This window comes from Burkholderia sp. BCC1208 (assembly GCF_902833095.1).
GTDB lineage: Bacteria > Pseudomonadota > Gammaproteobacteria > Burkholderiales > Burkholderiaceae > Burkholderia.
The window spans coordinates 276213-291857 of sequence record NZ_CADFDY010000005.1; the positions used below are offsets into that span (position 1 = coordinate 276213).

Below are 15645 nucleotides of genomic sequence, written 5' to 3' on the forward strand. Positions count from 1 at the left end.
GGGACCGATGAACGATCTCACCGAAATGGCTACCTTGTCCGCCGGCGCCGTGCCGGCCGACGTCGACGCGGCTGTCGCGCGTGCGACCGACGCGCTGCTGGCCGCGCAGCAACCGGATGGACACTGGGTCTACGAACTCGAAGCCGATTCGACGATTCCCGCCGAATACGTGTTGCTCGTCCACTATCTTGGCGAGACGCCGAACCTCGAGCTCGAACAGAAGATCGGCAAGTATCTGCGCCGCATCCAGCAGGCCGACGGCGGCTGGCCGCTGTTCACCGATGGCGCGCCGAACATCAGCGCGAGCGTGAAGGCGTATTTCGCGCTGAAGGTGATCGGCGACGACGAGAACGCCGAGCACATGCAGCGCGCGCGCAAGGCCATCCATGCGATGGGCGGCGCCGAGATGTCGAACGTGTTCACGCGCATCCAGCTCGCGCTGTACGGTGCGATTCCGTGGCGCGCGGTGCCGATGATGCCGGTCGAGATCATGCTGCTGCCGCAGTGGTTCCCGTTCCATCTGTCGAAGGTGTCGTACTGGGCGCGCACCGTGATCGTGCCGCTGCTGGTGCTGAACGCGAAGCGTCCGCTCGCGAAGAACCCGCGCGGCGTGCGCATCGACGAGCTGTTCATCGATCCGCCCGTCAACGCCGGGCTGCTGCCGCGCCAGGGGCACCAGAGCGCCGGCTGGTTCGCGTTCTTCCGCGTGGTCGACCATGCGCTGCGCGCGGTCGACGGCCTGTTCCCGAGCTATACGCGCGAACGCGCGATCCGTCAGGCCGTGTCGTTCGTCGACGAGCGCCTGAACGGCGAGGATGGCCTCGGCGCGATCTATCCGGCGATGGCCAACGCGGTGATGATGTACGACGTGCTCGGCTATGCGGAAGACCATCCGAACCGCGCGCTCGCGCGCAAGTCGGTCGAGAAGCTGCTCGTCGTGCACGACGACGAAGCGTATTGCCAGCCGTGCCTGTCGCCGGTCTGGGACACGTCGCTCGCCGCGCATGCGTTGCTCGAAACCGGCGATGCGCGTGCGGAGGCCGCCGTGCTGCGCGGCCTCGAATGGCTGCGCCCGCTGCAGATTCTCGACGTGCGCGGCGACTGGATCTCGCGCCGCCCGAACGTTCGGCCCGGCGGCTGGGCGTTCCAGTACGCGAACGCGCACTACCCGGACGTCGACGATACGGCCGTGGTGGTGATGGCGATGGATCGCGCGCAGAAGCTCACGCAGTCGGACACGTACCGCGAATCGATGGCGCGTGCGCGCGAATGGGTCGTCGGCATGCAAAGCAGCGACGGCGGCTGGGGCGCGTTCGAACCGGAAAACACGCAGTACTACCTGAACAACATTCCGTTCTCCGATCACGGCGCGCTGCTCGATCCGCCGACGGCCGACGTATCGGGCCGCTGCCTGTCGATGCTGTCGCAGCTCGGCGAGACGCCGCTGAACAGCGAGCCGGCGCGCCGCGCGCTCGATTACATGCTGAAGGAACAGGAGCCGGACGGCAGCTGGTACGGCCGCTGGGGGATGAACTACGTGTACGGCACGTGGACCGCGCTGTGCTCGCTGAACGCGGCCGGCCTGACGCCGGACGATCCGCGCATGAAGCGCGGTGCGCAGTGGCTGCTGTCGATCCAGAACAAGGACGGCGGCTGGGGCGAGGACGGCGACAGCTACAAGCTGAACTACCGCGGATTCGAGCAGGCGCCGAGCACGGCGTCGCAGACGGCCTGGGCGCTGCTCGGCCTGATGGCGGCAGGCGAAGTGAACAACCCGGCCGTGGCGCGCGGGGTCGACTACCTGGTCGCGCAGCAGAACGAAGAAGGTCTGTGGGACGAGACGCGCTTCACGGCGACGGGCTTTCCGCGCGTGTTCTACCTGCGCTACCACGGCTATCGCAAGTTCTTCCCGCTGTGGGCGCTCGCGCGCTATCGCAGCCTGAAGCGCGCGAACGCGACACGCGTCACGGTCGGGATGTAACGCGTGGGCCTGTCACGGCACAACGGCGCATTGCCCGTCATCGCGGTGACGGGGATGGCGTTCGAGGCGCGCATCGCGCGCGGCGACGGCGTCGAGGCCGTGTTCGCCGCGCGGGCCGACCGGCTCGAGCGCGCGCTGATCGATGCGACCGCGCGCGGTTGTGCGGGCATCGTCAGCTTCGGCACCGCGGGCGGGCTCGCGCCGGATCTGGCGCCCGGCGCGCTCGTGATCGCGAGCGCGATCGACGGGCCGTTCGGCCACGTGGAGACCGATGCGGGCTGGAGCACGCGGCTCGTCGCCGCGCTGCACGACACGCCGGTGTGGGCGCGCGTCACGCGCGGCACGATCGCGGCCGTCGGGGCGCCGGTCGTCAGCGAACAGGACAAGGCGTCGCTGCATCACGCGAAGGGCGCCCTGGCCGTCGACATGGAGTCGCACATCGCCGCCGCCTTCGCGGCCGCGCGCGGCGTGCCGTTCGCCGTGTGCCGCGCGATCGTCGATCCGGCGTGGCGCACGCTGCCGCGTGCGGCAACGGCCGGCCTGCGCGACGACGGCAGCACGGCGATCCTGCCGATCCTGCGCGAACTGCTGAAGCAGCCGTCGCAGCTCGGCCCGCTGCTGCAGGTCGCCAGCGACGCGCGCGCGGCGCGCACGACCCTGATCCAGGCGCGGCACGCGTTCGAGCGGGCGGGCGCGATGCGGATCGTCTGAGCGGCACGCGCCGCTGCCCCTCTCCCCGCTTTCCGGTTCGCCGTTTCGCGCGGACAAAAAAAGAGCGCTGCATGATGCAGCGCTCTTTGCTTTTGCGCGGCCGCCGTTGCGGCGTTACTGCGCGGCCGGGCTGCTCGCGGGCAGCGTCGGCATCGCCGGCGCGATCGGCGCGCCGTTGGCGGCCGGCGCCGTCGTCGCTCCGGCCGAAGCGGCAGCCGGTGCGGCAGCCGGTGCGCTCGCGGGCATCGCGTTGTCCGCACCCGGATCGTCGTACTGCGGCAATCCCGGCGCGGCGGGTGCGTTGTTCGGCGCGGCGCCCGATGCGCCGCCCGCGTCGCCCGGATCCTCGTAGTTCGGCAGCCCCGGCACGCCCGGCGCGGCCGCCGGCACGGCACCCGATTCACCCGGTTCGTTGTAGCTCGGCAGCGCGGCCGACGCCGACTGGCTCCGGTACGTCAACGACTTGCGCTGCTGCAGATACGCGTCGCGCACGAACGAATACGGATCGAGCGCGGCCTGCTTCAGCAGGTCGGTCGCGCCGAGCAGGTCCGAGCGCGCGCTGATGAACTGCGCGATGTACATCGGATTGCGCGCGGCCGGCTCGATGTAGTTCAGCAGGTTGAAGCGCACGTCCACCGCGCGGCCGACGCCGTCGCGAATCGTGCTCGGCCCGAACACGGGCAGCACGAGGTACGGGCCCGACGGCATGCCCCAGCGCGCCATCGTCAGCCCGAAATCCTGGTGATGCTTCGGCAGCCCGGCCGGCGTCGCGATGTCGATCAGGCCGGCGACGCCGAACAGCGAGTTCATCGCCACGCGCATCAGATCCTGCGTCGCATCGGTGATGCGCAACTGCAGCAGGTTGTTCGCCATGTTGCCGAGATCGCCGAGGTTCGAGAAGAAGTTGCTGATCGCGGTGCGCACCGGCGTCGGCGTGATCTTCTGGTAACCCTTCGCGATCGGCACCGCGATGTTCGAATCGACCGTGTCGTTGAACTTGTACATCGCCCGGTTCATCGGCTCGAGCGGGTCGTTGGGATTGCGGTTCGGTCCCGTCGCGCAGCCGGTCAGCATCGCGCTGGCGGCGACGGTCGCCGCAATGATTCGCACCTTATTCATTGATTCCTTGCGATTGGTTCTTGGCGCGTTTGACGCGCGGTTTGCCCATCAGGACGGGCTGGAACACCACGGCGCCGATCAGCGTACAGGTCAGGGCCAGCGCGAGCAGCTTGCCCATGCTCGAGGTGCCCGGATGGTGCGACAGCCACAGGCTGCCGAAGGCGGTCGCCGTCGTCGCGGCGCTGAACAGCACGGCGTGCGTGAGGCTCGAATGCAGCAGCCCCGTCTGCCCCGCGCGCCACGCCATCACGAAATACACCTTGAACGCGACGCCGACGCCGAGCATCAGCGGCAGCGCGATGATGTTCGCGAAGTTCAGCGACATGCCGAGCACGACGCACATCTCGAGCGTCACGATGCCCGACACGAGCAGCGGCACCAGCGTGCGCAGCACGTCGCCGAAGCGGCGCAGCGTGACCCACAGCAGGATCGTGATCGCGATGATCGACCACAGCGCCGCGTGCAGGAACGCGTTGATGATCGTGTCGGCCGAATGCAGGATCGAGATCGGCCCGCCGGTCGCGCCCGGTTCCGCGGCCTTCACGGCCTTGGCGAAACGGCGCAGCATCGTGTCGTCGTTCGGGTCGACGCCCTTCGGCACCTTCGGCGAGATCTGCACGAGCGCGTGGCCGTCCGGCGCGACCCAGTCGCGCACGACTGGCGGCGGCAGCGATTCGCGCGTGATGTCCTGCGGCTGCAGCAGCGACGCGAGCTGGTTGAGCGCGATGCGCAGCGTATCGGAGAACGCACGTTCGGCACGGTCGCGCGTCGCGCTGTCGGCGGCGGCGAGCTTCGCGAGCGATGCGGACAGGTGCTGCGCGGCCGCGGCGCCCGGGCCGGGGTGATCTTCGGCCGCATAGCTCAGCAGGTCGGACACGCGCTTGAGCGCGGCCACGCGTTGCGCGTCGGTCGCGGCCGGCGCGGCCGGCTGCGTCAGCGCGGGCAGCAGCTCGCTCGCGGCCGCGGCGATCGCCGCGCGCTTGGCCGGCTGGTCGGCGGGGATGAAGGTCGACAGCGTGGTCGTGCGGCCGACTTCGGGCAGCGCGTCGAGGCGCTTCGCGGCCGCATCGGCTTGCGCGAGCGACGGCGCGAGCAGCGTGACGTCGTTGACGGCGGCTTCCGGCGAATCCTTCAGCGCGAGCAGCGTCGCCATCGATTCGCTGTGCGGGTCCTTCAGGTGCAGCGGGTTGAAGTCGAAATGCAGGAACGCGAGCAGTGGCAGCCCGCCGATCACGACCGCGAGCGTGCCGATCAGGATCGGCTTGCGATGGCGATCGAGGTAATCGTCGACCGGCGCGAGCCACGGAAAGCCCGGCGTCTTCGATTCGCCCGGCGGCGCGAACAGGCGCAGCAACGCCGGCAGCAGCGTGAGCGTGGTCAGCAGTGCGACGAACATCCCGACGCCCGCGATCAGGCCGAGCTCGGATACGCCGCGATAGGCGGTGGGGATGAACGAGAAGAAGCTCGCCGCGACGGCCGCGGTGGCCAGCGCGAGCGGCATGCCCATCGAGTGCGCGGCGCCGATCAGCGCGTGATCGATGCGCGAGTCGCGGAAGCGTTCCTCGCGGTATTTCACGCCGTACTGGATCGAGAAGTCGACGCCGAGGCCGACGAACAGCACCATGAACGCAACCGAGATCATGTTCAGCGAGCCGACCATTGCGAGGCCGAGCGCGGCCGTCACGACGAGGCCGACGAACAGCGTGACGAGCACCGAGCCGATCATCCGCTTCGAGCGCAGCGCAAGCCACAGGATGACGAGCACGGCGAGCAGCGTGAGCGCGCCGTTGAGCGCGGCACCGTCTTCGACCGACGCGAATTCGTCGTCGGCGAGCGGTTGTTCGCCGGTCAGGCGCACGGCCGCGCCGTAGCGCTTTTCGAGGTCGAGCGAACGGGCCGCGTCGCGGATCACCTGGCTCGTTGCCGCGCCGGCCTTCAGCGCGCCGTAGTTGACCACCGGCTGCACGGTGACGAACGCGCGCGCGGGCTGCCGCGCGGCATCGTTGTCGACCAGCGCGCGCCACGAGAACGCGGCCGGCTTGCCGGCCAGCACGTCGTCGACCGTCGCCGCGCTGCGCGCGAGCAGCTTCGCCATCGCGGGCAGCTTCACCTGGCCGGTCAGGAGCGGCTGGCCGAGCGTGGTGGACAGCGTGGTGGCGAGCCCGGTGAGGCTCGGGTTCTTCGCGAGTTCATTGACGAGCGGGCGCGCGCTCGCGAGTTGCGCGGTCGTATCGGAGACGTCCTGCGTCGACAGGAACAGCAGCCCGTTGTGCTCGAAGAACGGCCCGCCGCCCGGTTCGGCGACCTGGCCGATGCGGCCGGCGTCGGCGTCCTTCTGCAGCGCTTCGGTCAGCGCATGCGCGGCGGCGGTCGCGAATTCGGGCGCGGGCGCCTCGACGACCGCGAGGATCGTGCCGTTGCGTTGCGGGAACGCCTTGTCGACGGCCTGCCCGAGCGCGGCCCATTGAGGCTCCGCATCGACGAGCTTGCTGATGTCGGTGTTGATCTTGAAATGCTGCGCGACGTAGACGCCGCTGAAGGCGGCGATGACGAGCGACAGGACGACGACCCAGACGGGGCGGCGCACCGACCACGCAACGAGTCGGACGATGAGAGATGTCACCATGTGGCGGTGGGGAGCGGCTGGCTAGGGCAAAGTAGCCAAGTATACCGGCGCGGCGTGGCGACGGTCGTGACGTCGCGGAGATTCGGGGCGGGAAGGATATTTGCTCCGGGCGTTGCAATCGGATCGCGCGGCCGGTTCATTTGTATGGGGATATTTACATAATCCGCGCGCCGATGCGTCGGCGCCCCGCTGCGCGCCTGTGACAAACGCCGCTGAAAGGTAACAGTCGGTCACCGGGCGGCAATGCGGCGTCGGGGCCGGTATACTTTGCTCCACCGGCGGATGCAAAGTGCCGGCCGTTTTTTTCCATCGAGTGCGAAATTCGTATGAAACGTCATCTGTTTGCTTTCGTCGCGGCGGCCGCCGTGTCGGTTTCCGCTTTCGCGCAGAGCGCGCCGGTCGATATCGTCCGCACCGCGGTCGAGGGCACCGTCAATGCGATGAAGGCCGATCCGGCCGCGCGTGGCGGTGACATGGCGAAGGTCACGCAGGTCGTCGAGCAGCGCTTCCTGCCCGCGACCAACTTCGAGCGCACGACCCGCATCGCGGTGGGCGACGCGTGGAAGCAGGCCACGCCGCAACAGCAGCAGGAGCTGTACAAGCAGTTCCGGTTGCTGATGACGCGCACCTACGCCGCGTCGCTCGCGCAGCTCGGCAACCAGGACGCGAAGTTCTCGTTCAAGGCCGGCGGCGCGTCGGGCGCCGACGCGCTCGTCCAGTCGACGGTGACGACGCCGGGCGACAGCCAGTCGGTCGGCTATCGTCTCGGCAAGGTCGGCAACGACTGGAAGATCTACGACATCGACATGTCGGGTGCGTGGCTGATCCAGGTCTACCAGGGCCAGTTCAAGAGCCAGCTCGCGACGGGCGGGATCGACGGGCTGATCGCGTATCTGCAGAAGCACAATTCGCGGACGAACTGAGCGCCGCTGCGCGGGGTCCGGATGCATGGAAGGCGCCCTCGGGCGCCTTTTTTCATGGCGGCGCGTGGACTGCGCACGCGTTCGCGCCTACCGCCGTCGATGCTCGACCGCGAACTTGATCAGCTCGGCCTGCCCTTCGATCTCCAGCTTGCGTTTCAGGTTGAGTCGGTGCGTCTCGACCGTGCGCACCGACAGCCCCGTCTGTTGCGCGATCTGCTTGCTCGACAGCCCTTCGGCCAGCGCGTCGAGAATATCGCGTTCGCGCGGCGTCAACCGGTCCAGCGGCGACGCGGTCGCGCTGGCCTGGATCATCCGCGCGGCCAGCCCTTCGCTGAAGAACGTCTGCCCGGCCAGCACCGCGCCGATCGCACGGACGATCTCGCTCGCGGGCGAATCCTTCAGCAGGTAGCCGCTCGCGCCGGCGCGCACCGCCTGCGTCACGTACTCGACGTTGTCGTGCATCGACAGCATCAGCACGCGAATGCCCGGAAAACGCTCATGGAACACGCCGGCGAGCGTGATGCCGTTCATGCCGTTCATCCCGACGTCCATCAGCGCGAGATCGGGTTCGAGCGATGCGGCGAGCGCGAGCGCCTCGTCCGCGTTGCCGGCTTCGCCGACCACCGACAGGTCGGCCGCTTCGAGCCGCATCCGCAAGCCGTCGCGCACGAGCGGGTGATCGTCGACGAGCAGCAGTCGGGCGGCGGGCCGGGCGGTGTCGGGGGTGCTCATGGGCAAAGGTCTCGGGTTGGGGGGCGCGTGTTCAGGCGGCGGCGCGCCGCAGCGGCACGCGCGCGGCCACGACGGTGTGGCCGACCTGCGACGTGATCGACAGCGTGCCGCCGAGCGCGTCGAGGCGCTCGCGCATGTTGCGCAGGCCGATGCCGCGGCGTGCGTCGGCCTGCGAGCGTTCGGCGTCGAAGCCGCAGCCGTTGTCGGCGATCGTCAGCGTGACGGCTTGCGCGCCGACGTCGAGCGTGACGGCCGCGCGCGACGCCCGGGCATGATGCACGATGTTGCTCAGCGCTTCCTGCGCGATCCGGAACAGCGCGGTATTGACGGCTTCGGGCAGCGGCCGCGTGCCGCTGTGCGCGACCTGCGTATAGCCGATGTCGACGCCGCTTTCGGCGCCCAGCTCGCGCACGAGTTGCTCGAGCGCGGCCGCGAGGCCGAGATCGTCGAGCATCGACGGACGCAGCGCATGCGAGATGCGCCGGACTTCGCGCAGCGTGTCGCCGAGCCGCCCGACGCCCGACGCGAGCGCCTGCTCGGCTTCGGGCACGCGCGACGTGCCGCGTTCGAAGCGCGCGAGCGCGGATTCGAGCATCAGCTTCGCGGACACCATCATCTGGCTGATCCCGTCGTGCAGTTCGCGCGACAGCCGCGCGCGCTCCTGCTCCTGCGACTCGACGACGCGTTGCGCGAGCAGCTTGAGCTTCGCGTCGGCGCTGCGCGACTCGCTGACGTTCAGCACCAGCGCGCATACGGCGATCGCCGCCGCGCCGGTGAGCGCGATCGCGGTGAGCCAGCTCATCGTGCGCTCGATGTTCGCGGACGCCCGTGCGTCGATGCGCTGCAGCGCGTTGTCGACGTCGTCGAGATAGATGCCGGTGCCGACCATCCAGCCCCAGCGCTCGAGCGCGACGACGTAGCCGAGCTTCGGCGCGACGCGGCCCGTCGACGGCCGCTGCCATGCATAGCGCACGTAGCCGCCGCCCTGCGACGCCGCGCCGATCAGCTTCTGGATGGTCAGCGCGCCTTGCGGGTCGCGCATCGACCAGAAGTTGTGGCCGACGCGCTCGGGCTCGCGCGGATGCATCAGCGAATTGCCGTGCAGGTCGTAGACGAAGAAATAGCCGTCGGGCCCGAAATCCATCTTCTGCAGCACCGCGAGCGCCTGCGTGCGCAGCAGCGCGTCGTCGCGCCCATTGCGGCCGCTCGCGTCGTAGATCGGCATGATCGCGCTCGTCGCGAGCTCGACGTAGTGTTTCAGCTCGACTTCCTTGCTCGACAGGTATGCGGCCTGGATCGTCGCGTGCTGCGTGCGTGCGAGCGACGTCGCCTGCTGGCGCACGCCGAAGCCGATGCCGGCGATCGCGAGCAGGAACGGCACGATGGCCAGAAGGAAGATCTTTGCCTTGAGTCTCATGGTGGTGCGAAACGGTGCGGCCGGCCAGGTGCGGCCGGCGAGGTGCGGCCGGCCGCATCGGCCGTGCGGCGGCGCGGCGGCGTATCGAGCCGACATTGTCGGCGATTTTGCATGCGGCCGGCGGCCGCCCCGCTGCCCGTACGCTCAGGCCCGCCGCGATTGGAGATCGTCGACCGGCGTGGCCGCCTGCACGACGATGCGGTTGCGCCCGCCTTCCTTCGCCCGATACAGCGCATCGTCGGCCCGCTTCAGCGCGGCCTGGATGTTGTCGTCGAGTTCGGGATAGCTGGTCGTCACGCCGATGCTCACCGTGAGGCGGCCGACCGTGCCGGCGTCGTGCCGGATGCCGAGATCGAGGACGCCCGCACGGATCGTTTCGGCGATCGTCACCGCGCCGTCCGTGTCGATGTCCGGCAGCACCACGACGAATTCCTCGCCGCCGTAGCGCGCCGCATAGTCGGCCGGGCGGCGCAGGCAACCGGCGATGCAATGGCCGACCGCGGCGAGTGCGTCGTCGCCGGCCTGATGGCCCTGCGTGTCGTTGTAGCGCTTGAAGTAATCGACGTCGATGAACAGCAGCGACAGCGCATGTTGCGAGCGCGCGGCGCGGCGCCATTCGCGCGCCAGCGTGACGTCGAGCATCCGGCGGTTGTCGAGGCCCGTCAGGCCGTCGGTGCGCGCGAGCGCCTGCAGCTCGGTTTCCGCGCGATGGCGCTTGCGCAACTGCACGTCGAGCAGCAGCGACAGGCCGACGAAGCCGATCGCGAGCACGGCCATCGCGGAGCCGATCGGGATCGCGCGGTCGTACCACGCGGCGTAGGTGTCCGTTTCCGAGCGCGCGACCATGACGATGAGCGGCAGGCTGTCGAGGTGCCGGAACACGTACAGGCGCCGCACGCCGTCGATCGACGCGGTATCGGCGAAGCTGCCTTCGCTGGCGGTCATGAATTGCCGGAACGTGCTCGCGCGGCTGATATCCCGGCCGACGGTTTTGGGGTCGTACGGCTCGCGCGCGAGCATCAGGCCGTGCGTGTTGATCAGCGCAACCGAGCCGCGATCGCCGAGCGACAGGCGCGAGAACAGGTTCTGGAAATATTCGAGCCGGATCGACATGACCGCAACGCCGCCGAACGAGCCGTCGGGCCGCGTGATCCGCCGGCTGAGCGCGATGCTCGGCGAGCCGCCGCGCAGGCGCGAATGATACGGATCGCTGACGTACAGGCCGACGTCGGGATGATCACGGTGCACGGTGAAGTACGGCTCGTTGGCGAAGTTGGCCTTGCGCGGCACGTCGCTCTTGCCGTCGACCTCGATGTCGCCCTTTGCGTCGAGCACGTAGATGCCGCCGAGGTACTTGGCCGTCGTCGCGCGATCGAACAGCACCTGGCGGCGCAGCGACATCGGCAACGCGACGACTGCGGGGTCGTTCATGCCTTCGACGACGGCCTGCAGCGACAGCGAATAGATCTCGATGTTGCGTTCGATGTCCCACGACGCCATCAGCGCGAGATTCTGCTGCATGCTGCGCGAGCGGTCGCGTGCGTCGATGCGGCCTTCGTACAGCACGATCCCGCACAGGAGCAGCAGGATCAGCGCGATCAGCAGCCCCGCATAGAAGATCAGGTGCGGCAGCAGGAACCGGCGCAGATGAGCGGCGACACGGCTCGTCAGGCCGGATTCGCTGGGCATTGCGTAGTCGGTTTCTGCCATGGTCGGTGGATCGGGGGCATCGCCGCCGTGCCGCGGGCCGATGCGATTGTTCGTATAACTACCGGTGGCGATCCGGTGCGCAGCCCTTCCCGTGCACGCGTTGCGTTCAGCGGAGAAAACGGGCTCGGGTTATCGACAAGCGCGGCCAGATAAACCGATGAAGCCTGTATTCACAGGTAACTTCTGCTGCAATTCGACGATCTGACGAATCGCGCGACGCGAATGCCACGGAGTATAACGCGCGTGTTTGCGTGTGCGGAAAATGTTGCAAACCGTTGATCGGGGTCAAATTATCGTGTAATCCCGGGCTTGCCAATATCGGGCGAAGCGTTACGGCGAAAGGCTTTGCGGGGCGGTGGCAGGATCGCACGGTATACGGCGGCGGATACCGGCGAATCGACGGCGGCTGGGCGTCGCACGCGAAAGCGCGCGATATGCACCGATTATCGGTTTCAACGGTCGGATAAACGTGAATATGAAAACGGGCAGCCGCAATGGCCGCCCGTTTCACGGCATGCGGGGCGCGCCCGCATGCGCAGCTTCATGCGCCGTGCCGTTGCGCCTTGAACGCGAGCCGGAACCGATGCAGCAGCGGCTCGGTATAGCCGCTCGGCTGCGACGTGCCTTGCAGCGCGAGCGCGCAAGCGGCCTGGAACGCGGTCGACTGGTCGTAGCCGGGCGCCATCGGGCGATAGTTCGGGTCGCCGGCGTTCTGCTGGTCGACGACGCGGGCCATCCGCTTGAACACGTCGAGCACGAACGCCTCGGTGATCACGCCGTGGCGCAGCCAGTTCGCGATGTGCTGGCTCGAAATGCGCAGCGTCGCGCGATCTTCCATCAGGCCGACGTCGTGGATGTCCGGCACCTTCGAGCAGCCGACGCCCTGTTCGACCCAGCGCACGACGTAGCCGAGTATGCCCTGCGCGTTGTTCTCGACCTCGCTCAGGATCTCGGCCTCGCTCCACGCGGCGCGCTCGACGACTGGCACGGTCAGCAGCCCTTCGAGCAGCGCGTCGCGCTCGCTCGCGTACGGCGTCTTCTCGAGTTCCTGCTGGACGGCCTGCACGTCGACGAGGTGGTAGTGCAGCGCGTGCAGCGTCGCGGCGGTCGGCGACGGCACCCATGCGGTGTTCGCGCCGGCGCGCGGATGCGCGATCTTCTGCTCGAGCATCGCGTGCATCAGGTCCGGCATCGCCCACATGCCCTTGCCGATCTGCGCGCGGCCGCGCAGGCCGGCCGACAGGCCCGCGAGCACGTTGTTGCGCTCGTACGACTGGATCCACGCCGACGACTTCATGTCGCCCTTGCGGATCATCGGGCCCGCTTCCATCGCAGTGTGCATCTCGTCGCCGGTGCGGTCGAGGAAGCCGGTGTTGATGAACGCGACGCGCGCGGCAGCGGAGGCGATACACGCGGCGAGGTTCACGCTGGTGCGGCGCTCCTCGTCCATGATGCCCATCTTCAGCGTGTTGCGCGGCAGGCCGAGCAGATCTTCGATGCGCGCGAACAGCGTGTCGGCGAACGCGACTTCGGCCGGCCCGTGCATCTTCGGCTTCACGATGTAGATCGAGCCCGTGCGCGAATTGCGCTTGGCCTTCAGGTCGTGCAGCGCGCACAGCGTCGTGACGACGCCGTCGAGGATCCCTTCCGGGATTTCGTTGCCGTCGCGGTCGAGCACCGCGCCGTTGTTCATCAGGTGGCCGACGTTGCGCACGAACAGCAGCGAGCGGCCGTGCAGCGACAGCGTGCCGCCGGCCGGCGTCGTGTACTCGCGATCGGCGTTCAGGCGGCGCGTGAAGATCTTGCCGCCCTTCGCGACTTCCTCGACCAGCGTGCCCTGCATCAGGCCGAGCCAGTTGCGGTAGAGCTGGACCTTGTCGTCGGCGTCGACCGCCGCGACCGAATCCTCGCAGTCGATGATCGTGCTGACCGCGGCTTCGAGCACGACGTCCTTCACGTTCGCGAGATCGGCGCGGCCGATCGGCGTCGACGCATCGATCTGGATCTCGAGATGCAGGCCGTTGTGCTTCAGCAGGATCGCGGACGGCGCACCGGCCGCGCCCTGGTAGCCGACGAACTGCGCCGGCTGCGCGAGATGCACGACGCCCTTCGCGGTTTCGACCGCAAGCTGGCCGTCCTGCACGCGGTAGCGCAGCGCATCGCGGTGCGAGCCGCTCGCGAGCGGCGCCGCGTTGTCGAGCACGTTGCGCGCGTAGTCGATCACGCGCTGACCGCGCGTGGGGTTGTAGGCCGCGGTGCGTTCGGCGCCGCCGTCTTCCGGCAGCGCGTCGGTGCCGTACAGCGCGTCGTACAGGCTGCCCCAGCGCGCGTTCGCGGCGTTCAGCGCATAGCGCGCGTTCGACAGCGGCACGACGAGCTGCGGGCCGGCCTGCGTGGCGATCTCGCTGTCGACGTTCGCGGTGGCTGCCGCGACGTTCGACGGGACCGGCACGAGGTAGCCGATTCGTTCGAGGAATGCGCGATACGCGGCGTGGTCGCGTACCGGGCCGGGGTGCGCGCGATGCCACGCGTCGAGTTCCTGCTGCAGGCGGTCGCGTTCGGCGAGCAGCTCGCGGTTGCGCGGCGCGAGGTCGTGCACCAGGGCCGAGAAACCGCTCCAGAACGCGGCCTTGTCGATGCCGGTGCCCGGCAGCGCTTCGTTTTCAATGAACTGGCTCAGCGCTGGCGCGACTTGCAGTCCTGCTTGGTCGATCATCGTGAATCCTCCCGGGAAAAATGCGTGCGGCTTGGCTGGTTATTCCGCGACGCTTCGTGTGCCGGCGCGGGCGATCTGCGCGTCCTGTTCGGACTTTACGCCAGACACACCGATCGCGCCCGCTATCCGGCCGCCGACCGTGACCGGCACGCCGCCTTCGAGCAATCCCGTCAGCGGCGCGCTCAGAAACGCCGTGCGGCCACCGTTGATCATATCCTCATACGCCTTCGTCTCGCGACGGCCGAGCGCCGCCGCGCGGGCCTTGTCCTGCGCGATGGTGCTGCTGGCCGGCGATGCGCCGTTCAGCCGCGCGAACGCGAGCAGGTGGCCGCCGTCGTCGACGACGGCGATCGACACGGCCCAGCCGTGGCGTTCCGCTTCCGCGCGGGCGGCGGCGAGCATGCGCTCGGCATCGGCCAGTTCGAGTTCGGGTTTCGTTTGCATGGCTTTCCTCCGGAATCGGCGGTCAGTTGACCAGCCGGTTGTCGACGAGCTCGATCCAGTGGCGCACGGGCGTGCGGCCCGCGCCGTTCAGATGAGTCTGGCAGCCGACGTTGGCGGTGACAATCAGGTCCGGCTGCGCGGCTTCGAGCGCATCGAGCTTGTTGTCGCGCAGGGTCGTCGCGAGTTCGGGCTGCGTCAGCGAATAGGTGCCCGCCGAGCCGCAGCACAGATGGCCGTCGGCGACATTCGTCAGATCGAAGCCGAGCCGCGTCAGGATGCTTTCGACCGCGCCGCCGAGGCGCTGCGCGTGTTGCAGCGTGCACGGGCAGTGGACCGCGACGCGCCGTGGCGTCGCATCGATGAGCGCGTCGAGCGGCTCGGCCGCGATCACTTCGGCAAGATCGCGCGCGAGCGCGCTGACGCGCCGCGCCTTGTCCGCATAGACGGGGTCGGAGCGCAGCAGGTCGCCGTACTCCTTCACGAACGCGCCGCAGCCGCTCGCGGTCAGCACGATCGCTTCCGCACCGGCCTCGATCGCGGGCCACCACGCGTCGATGTTGCGGCGCGCGCGATGAAGGCCCGCGTCCTGCGCGTTCAGGTGGTATTCGGTCGCGCCGCAGCAGCCGGCTTCGCGCGCCGGGCTCACGCTGATGCCGAGCCGGTCGAGCACGCGCGCGGCGGCCGCATTGGTGTTCGGCGACAGCGACGGCTGCACGCAGCCTTCGAGCATCAGCACGCGTCGCACATGACGCACGGCCGGGCGCGGCGCGGCCGCGGGAACGGCGGCCGGGATCTTGTCCTGCAGCGTGCCGGGCAGCAGCGGTCGCAGCGCGCGGCCGACCTTCAGCAGCGCGGCGAACGTCGCCGGGCGCGGCACCACGTGACGCAACCCCGCGCGCAGCAGGCGCTCGCGCGCCGGCCGCTGCACGCGCTTCTCGGCTTCCGCGCGGCCGATGTCGAGCAGCGTGTGATAGCGCACGCCGGACGGGCAGGTCGTCTCGCAGTTGCGGCATGTCAGGCAGCGGTCGAGATGTTGCTGCGTGCGTTCGCCGCATGGCTCGCCTTCGAGCAGTTGCTTGATCAGGTAGATGCGCCCGCGCGGCCCGTCGAGCTCGTTGCCGACCACCTGGTAGGTCGGGCAGGTCGCATTGCAGAAGCCGCAGTGCACGCACGCGCGCAGGATCGCTTCCGCTTCGTCGGCCCGGGCGAGGGCCTTGCTTGCTTCGCTGAGATTGGTTTGCATCGGCGGATCGGGATCGGGTTCGC

General features: G+C 68.9%; 11 protein-coding genes. 3 read left to right on the forward strand and 8 right to left on the reverse strand.

The features are described 5' to 3' along the window. Nucleotides 1-7: 7 nt before the first annotated feature. On the forward strand, nucleotides 8-1981 hold the full coding sequence (shc, locus tag HWX09_RS14010) for a squalene--hopene cyclase (protein ID WP_027781790.1): 1974 nt from the start codon (nucleotides 8-10) through the stop codon (nucleotides 1979-1981). 54 nt (nucleotides 1982-2035) lie between these two features. Continuing rightward, on the forward strand, nucleotides 2036-2692 hold the full coding sequence (locus tag HWX09_RS14015; protein WP_051421306.1) for a phosphorylase: 657 nt from the start codon (nucleotides 2036-2038) through the stop codon (nucleotides 2690-2692). 114 nt (nucleotides 2693-2806) lie between these two features. On the opposite strand, the gene HWX09_RS14020 is transcribed toward HWX09_RS14015, so the two are convergent. Next, nucleotides 2807-3811, reverse strand: coding sequence for a VacJ family lipoprotein (locus HWX09_RS14020; RefSeq protein WP_027781788.1), 1005 nt, complete (start codon nucleotides 3809-3811; stop codon nucleotides 2807-2809). Beyond that, entirely contained in the window at nucleotides 3804-6437 is a 2634-nt protein-coding gene (locus HWX09_RS14025; protein WP_027781787.1) for an MMPL family transporter, read from the reverse strand. The genes HWX09_RS14020 and HWX09_RS14025 overlap by 8 nt, the downstream gene beginning before the upstream one ends. Before the next feature lie 326 nt (nucleotides 6438-6763). Between HWX09_RS14025 and HWX09_RS14030 the strand changes: the two genes are divergently transcribed. Further along, nucleotides 6764-7360, forward strand: coding sequence for an ABC transporter substrate-binding protein (locus HWX09_RS14030; protein WP_027781786.1), 597 nt, complete (start codon nucleotides 6764-6766; stop codon nucleotides 7358-7360). An 87-nt stretch (nucleotides 7361-7447) separates the two neighbouring features. Here the strand turns inward: HWX09_RS14030 and HWX09_RS14035 are convergent, their stop codons facing one another. The 6 genes from HWX09_RS14035 to glcF form a co-directional block, all read right to left on the reverse strand. Next, a complete protein-coding gene (locus HWX09_RS14035; RefSeq protein ID WP_027781785.1) occupies nucleotides 7448-8092 on the reverse strand; it encodes a response regulator transcription factor in 645 nt (214 codons plus the stop codon). A gap of 31 nt (nucleotides 8093-8123) precedes the next feature. Further along, on the reverse strand, nucleotides 8124-9509 hold the full coding sequence (locus HWX09_RS14040; protein ID WP_027781784.1) for a cache domain-containing protein: 1386 nt from the start codon (nucleotides 9507-9509) through the stop codon (nucleotides 8124-8126). A 144-nt stretch (nucleotides 9510-9653) separates the two neighbouring features. Then, nucleotides 9654-11219: a sensor domain-containing diguanylate cyclase gene (locus tag HWX09_RS14045; RefSeq protein ID WP_027781783.1), complete on the reverse strand. Its 1566-nt coding sequence runs from the start codon at nucleotides 11217-11219 to the stop codon at nucleotides 9654-9656. Between the two features lie 541 nt (nucleotides 11220-11760). After that, nucleotides 11761-13935: a malate synthase G gene (locus tag HWX09_RS14050; protein ID WP_027781782.1), complete on the reverse strand. Its 2175-nt coding sequence runs from the start codon at nucleotides 13933-13935 to the stop codon at nucleotides 11761-11763. Nucleotides 13936-13974: 39 nt separating this feature from the next. Next, nucleotides 13975-14379 carry a heme-binding protein gene (locus HWX09_RS14055; RefSeq protein WP_027781781.1) on the reverse strand — a complete coding sequence of 135 codons (405 nt, stop codon included), beginning with the start codon at nucleotides 14377-14379 and terminating at the stop codon, nucleotides 13975-13977. A 22-nt stretch (nucleotides 14380-14401) separates the two neighbouring features. Continuing rightward, nucleotides 14402-15622: a glycolate oxidase subunit GlcF gene (glcF, locus tag HWX09_RS14060; RefSeq protein WP_027781780.1), complete on the reverse strand. Its 1221-nt coding sequence runs from the start codon at nucleotides 15620-15622 to the stop codon at nucleotides 14402-14404. Nucleotides 15623-15645 lie beyond the last annotated feature (23 nt).